Here is a 4,023-nt window from a genome sequence, read left to right on the forward strand (position 1 = left end):
CGATCCCGCGCTGAACGAGGCGGTGCAGGTGATCAATTCGGGCCGCCGTCAGGCCTATGCCCGCAGCGCCGCAGAAGCCGGCACGACTGCGGCCGTCGCCGGCGCGGTGATGTTCGAGACCCAGCTGCTGCCGCGCATCACTTCTGGCCAGTGGTACCGCACCAACGATGGACGCTGGGTCCAGCGTTAAATCCTGATATCCAGATAGCTACCGGGGCGCAGGGGGCGATCCGCCGCCTGCGCTTCGGTGCGTGAAGGCTCCGTGGGGGCAGCCGCAGCGGGCCGGGCGGCGACCTGCTGGACCGTCTCGACCTGGGCCAGCGCCTGCCGGAAGAACGCCGCCTGTGCCTGACGAACAGCTGGAACGGGTCCCGCAGCGGGCGCAGCGGCCGGGTTCAGGGACGTGAAGGGGCGGATGTCGCTCATCCCTGACAGGTTAACGAACAGGGTTCAGAAATCGTTAACGGCGTGGACAGGTGACGGGGGTCAGGGGCGCTCGGCGGGGTCGTTGAGGGCGTCGACCAGACGGCGGACATCTGCCGCATCCGTCAGGGGCCCGGTGTGTTTGGCGACCACCCGGCCATAGGCATCGACCGCATAGGTTTCCGGCACGCCCGCTATGCCCAGATCCAGCCCGGCCTGACCCTCGGCATCGACCAGCACCATGGAAAACGGATCACCCAGCTCGTCCAGAAACTCGCGGGTGGCCGCAGGCTCGTCCTTGTAGGCGATGCCGACGATAGCAATCCCCTGATCCTTCAGCGCCATCAGGGCAGGATGTTCGATCCGGCACGGCGCGCACCAGGAGGCGAACATATTGACCAGCATGGGCCGTCCCACCCCGGCCGTCCTGATGTCCACCTGCCCCGGCCCGGCGACATCGCCGGTCAGCATGGGCAGGACGGTTTCGGGAACGGGTTGTCCGACGAGGGCATCGGGCTTGTAGGCCGGATCGCGGTTCAGGGCCCAACCTGCGAACAGGATGGCGAGGCCGACCAGAACGACCAGAGGGAGCAGGGCCAGCCAGCGTTTCATTGGTTGTCACCCTCCAGCCGCTCAAGCTCGCGTTTCCAGCGGCGCGCCTGCGTCAGGCAGCGGGCCACCACGGCGACCAGCACACCGACCGTCACCGCCCAGGCGGGCCAGACGAAGGCGGCATAGGTGCCCATATCCAGATCGATCATCCCTGAGCCTCCCGCGCGCGGCGCGCCCTGATCGCCAGCACCCGGCGGCGCACGACCTCGGTGCGGATCGCCGTCAGCCAGACGGCGAGGAACAGCAACAGCCAGGCGGTCATCATGGTCAGCAGCGGCCACAGATAGGCCGGGTCCAGACTGGTCCCTCCGGCGCGCAGCAGCGACGCCGGTTGATGCAGGGTATTCCACCAGTCGACCGAGAACTTCACGATCGGCAGATTGATCAGGCCGACCAGCCCCAGAACGGACGCGGCGCGGGCGCCCCGGCCCTCGTCGTCAAACGCGCCGCGCAGAACGGCATAGGCGATATAGAGCAGGAACAGCACAAGCATGGAGGTCAGCCGCGCGTCCCAGACCCACCAGGTGCCCCACATGGGCTGACCCCACAGGGCGCCGGTGACCAGAGCCAGACCGGTAAAGGCCGCGCCGGGCAGCACCGCCGCCCGGGCCGCCGCATCGGCCAGCGAATGCCGGAAGATCAGATAGAACAGGCAGCTGAGGCCCAGCGAGGCATAGACCGCCAGCCCCAGACTGGCCGCCGGCACATGGATAAACAGGATCCGCACCGTGTCGCCCTGCAGGGCGTCCTCGGGCACGCGGAAGGCCCAGACCGAGCTCACAAGCAGCAGCACCGCCGCGATCACCCACAGGGGGCCGATCAGCGGGCGGGTGACGCGCATGAACCTGTCGGGATTGGCCAGACCGAACATGGGCGCGGCTTACCCCTCAGACCCGAAGGCGGCAAGCGGCCCGCATGTCGCGGCCAAGGTCGCGGGGGGCGGCGTCATGTGCGGCTGCCCCGGAGGCCCGCGGCCCCGGCCAGCACGCCGATCATCGTTGCCACAAGGGCGCAGGCGCACAGCAGGGCCAGCGCCGGGGCGGGCGAGCGGCCGTCCGCCTGCGCGACCAGCGCCCCCGCGCCGAAGATCACGGGCGGCAGGAACAGCGGCAGGACGATGACCGCGATCAGCAGCCCGCCCTTGCGCGCACCGATCGCCAACGCCGCGCCCAGCGCGCCGGTGGCGGAAAAGGCGAGGGCGCCGACCGCCGCCGTCAGGGCCAGCAGGGGCAGTTGCGCCGGGGCAAGGCCAAGGGCGATCCCCACGGGCAGGGTCATGGCGGCCAGCGGCAGGCCGATGGTCAGCCAGTGCGCCAGTGCCTTGAGCGCCACCACGCCCTCGTCCGGCAGGGGGCCGAGCGCCAGAAGGTCGAGGGTGCCGTCCTCGAAGTCGCGTTCGAACAGCCGTTCCAGCGTCAACAAACTGGCCAATGAAAGCGCCAACCAGACCAGTCCCGGCGCCAAACTGGCCAATTGATCGAGGCGCGGCCCGGCGCCCAGCGGCACGATGACCGCGAGGCTGAGCAGGAAGCCGCAGGCCAGCAGCGGTCCGCCGCCGCCATTCCAGGACAGGGCCATTTCGCGCCGGAGCAGAAGCAGGGCCGCGCTCATGCTGTCCCGCCGATCTCGCAGGTGCGGGCGGGGATCGGAAGGGGGTCGTGGACGGCTGCGAGCAGAATACCGCCGCCGGCCAGATGCGCCTGCATCAGCTGGCCGACCTCAGCCCGCCAGCGGGCGTCGAGCGGCGACAGGGGCTCGTCCAGCAACCAGACCGGACGCGGGGCCGCCAGCAGGCGGGCCAGCGCCAGCCGCCGCCTCTGCCCCGCCGACAGTCGGCGCACTTCCAGATCCATCAGACCTTCGAGACCCAGCGCCCTCACCGCTTCGTCGATGCCGCCGGGGCCACCACCGCACCAGCCGACCTGAAAGGCCAGTTCGTCGCGCGCGGTGCGGCCCGACCGAAAGCCGTCCTGATGGCCGATCAGATGCAGATGACGGGTGCGGGCGACCTCGAGGTCGAGATCCTGCCCATTGTCGTCGAACCTCATCCGCCCGGCCTCGGGCGTCAGCAGTCCGGCAATGGCGCGCAGCAGGCTGCTCTTGCCGGCGCCGTTAGCTCCCGTGAGAGCCACGGCCTCGCCCGGGCGGACGCTCAGGTTCAGGTCCTCGAACAGTCTGCGCTCGCCGCGCCGCACCGCCACACCCTCGAGCGTGAGGCGGATCATACCGGCACCGTCGTTTTGAGAACCGCTCTCAATGTCCATGACGCCGACAGGGATACATGGACGCGCGCGCAGCCGCGCACTATATCCGCGTGTGCCGCAGCAGGCTTTCGCCGCGCGCGCCGGGGACCTGTGTGCCCCTGCGTCTGTCGCGCGATCGCGCAACCGGATGTCCGGGCGGCCTTTGCCAGAGGAAGCTCTCCATGCCGTCAATCGACACTCACGCCACCCGCCGGGATCTCGCCGTCGGGCGTAAGAAGTATGCCTATTACAGCCTTGCCGCCGCAGAGGAAGCCGGTCTGACCGGGATTTCCCGCCTGCCGCGCTCGATGAAGGTGCTGCTCGAGAATCTGCTGCGTAACGAGGACGGGGTCTCGGTCACCGCCGAGGACCTGAAGGCCGTCGCCGCCTGGGTCGAGAACAAGGGCTCGGTCGAGCACGAGATCGCCTTCCGTCCGGCGCGCGTGCTGATGCAGGATTTTACGGGTGTGCCCGCCGTCGTCGATCTGGCCGCCATGCGCGACGCCATGACGGCGCTGGGGGCCGACCCCTCGCGCATCAATCCGCTGAACCCCGTCGATCTGGTCATCGACCACTCGGTGATGGTCGACCACTACGGCACGCCCGAAGCCTTCGAGGCCAATGTCGCCCGTGAGTATGAGCGCAATATCGAGCGCTACAAATTCCTGCGCTGGGGCTCGTCCGCCTTCAACAATTTCCGCGTCGTGCCCCCGGGAACCGGCATCTGCCACCAGGTGAACCTGGA

General features: G+C 69.2%; 8 protein-coding genes. 2 read left to right on the top strand and 6 right to left on the bottom strand.

Annotation, left to right across the window (positions count from 1 at the left end; genetic code table 11):
• The coding region (locus B4K74_RS00340; protein WP_286691270.1) for a DUF1318 domain-containing protein at positions 1-190 on the top strand (190 nt) is incomplete at its 5' end.
• On the opposite strand, the gene B4K74_RS00345 is transcribed toward B4K74_RS00340, so the two are convergent.
• From B4K74_RS00345 to ccmA, 6 genes are all read right to left on the bottom strand, one after another.
• Entirely contained in the window at positions 187-426 is a 240-nt protein-coding gene (locus tag B4K74_RS00345; RefSeq protein WP_286691271.1) for a hypothetical protein, read from the bottom strand. The two genes, B4K74_RS00340 and B4K74_RS00345, sit on opposite strands and share 4 nt — an antisense overlap.
• Before the next feature lie 60 nt (positions 427-486).
• On the bottom strand, positions 487-1,035 hold the full coding sequence (locus tag B4K74_RS00350) for a DsbE family thiol:disulfide interchange protein (RefSeq protein WP_286691272.1): 549 nt from the start codon (positions 1,033-1,035) through the stop codon (positions 487-489).
• The gene (gene ccmD / locus B4K74_RS00355; RefSeq protein ID WP_286691273.1) at positions 1,032-1,184 is read right to left on the bottom strand and encodes a heme exporter protein CcmD; all 153 of its coding nucleotides are present in this window, start codon (positions 1,182-1,184) and stop codon (positions 1,032-1,034) included. Before ccmD ends, B4K74_RS00350 begins: the two co-directional genes overlap by 4 nt.
• Positions 1,181-1,906, bottom strand: coding sequence for a heme ABC transporter permease CcmC (gene ccmC / locus B4K74_RS00360; RefSeq protein WP_286691274.1), 726 nt, complete (start codon positions 1,904-1,906; stop codon positions 1,181-1,183). Before ccmC ends, ccmD begins: the two co-directional genes overlap by 4 nt.
• Before the next feature lie 74 nt (positions 1,907-1,980).
• Complete coding sequence (ccmB, locus tag B4K74_RS00365) at positions 1,981-2,646, bottom strand: heme exporter protein CcmB (RefSeq protein WP_286691275.1); 666 nt, start codon at positions 2,644-2,646, stop codon at positions 1,981-1,983.
• Positions 2,643-3,260, bottom strand: coding sequence for a heme ABC exporter ATP-binding protein CcmA (gene ccmA / locus B4K74_RS00370; RefSeq protein ID WP_286691276.1), 618 nt, complete (start codon positions 3,258-3,260; stop codon positions 2,643-2,645). The genes ccmB and ccmA overlap by 4 nt, the downstream gene beginning before the upstream one ends.
• Before the next feature lie 200 nt (positions 3,261-3,460).
• Here ccmA and B4K74_RS00375 point away from each other — a divergent pair.
• Positions 3,461-4,023, top strand: a 563-nt coding sequence (locus B4K74_RS00375; RefSeq protein WP_414631896.1) for an aconitase family protein, incomplete at its 3' end; no start/stop codon positions are given.

Origin of the sequence: Brevundimonas sp. UBA2503 (genome assembly GCF_002341485.1) — a bacterium.
In the GTDB taxonomy this organism is placed as follows: domain Bacteria; phylum Pseudomonadota; class Alphaproteobacteria; order Caulobacterales; family Caulobacteraceae; genus Brevundimonas; species Brevundimonas halotolerans.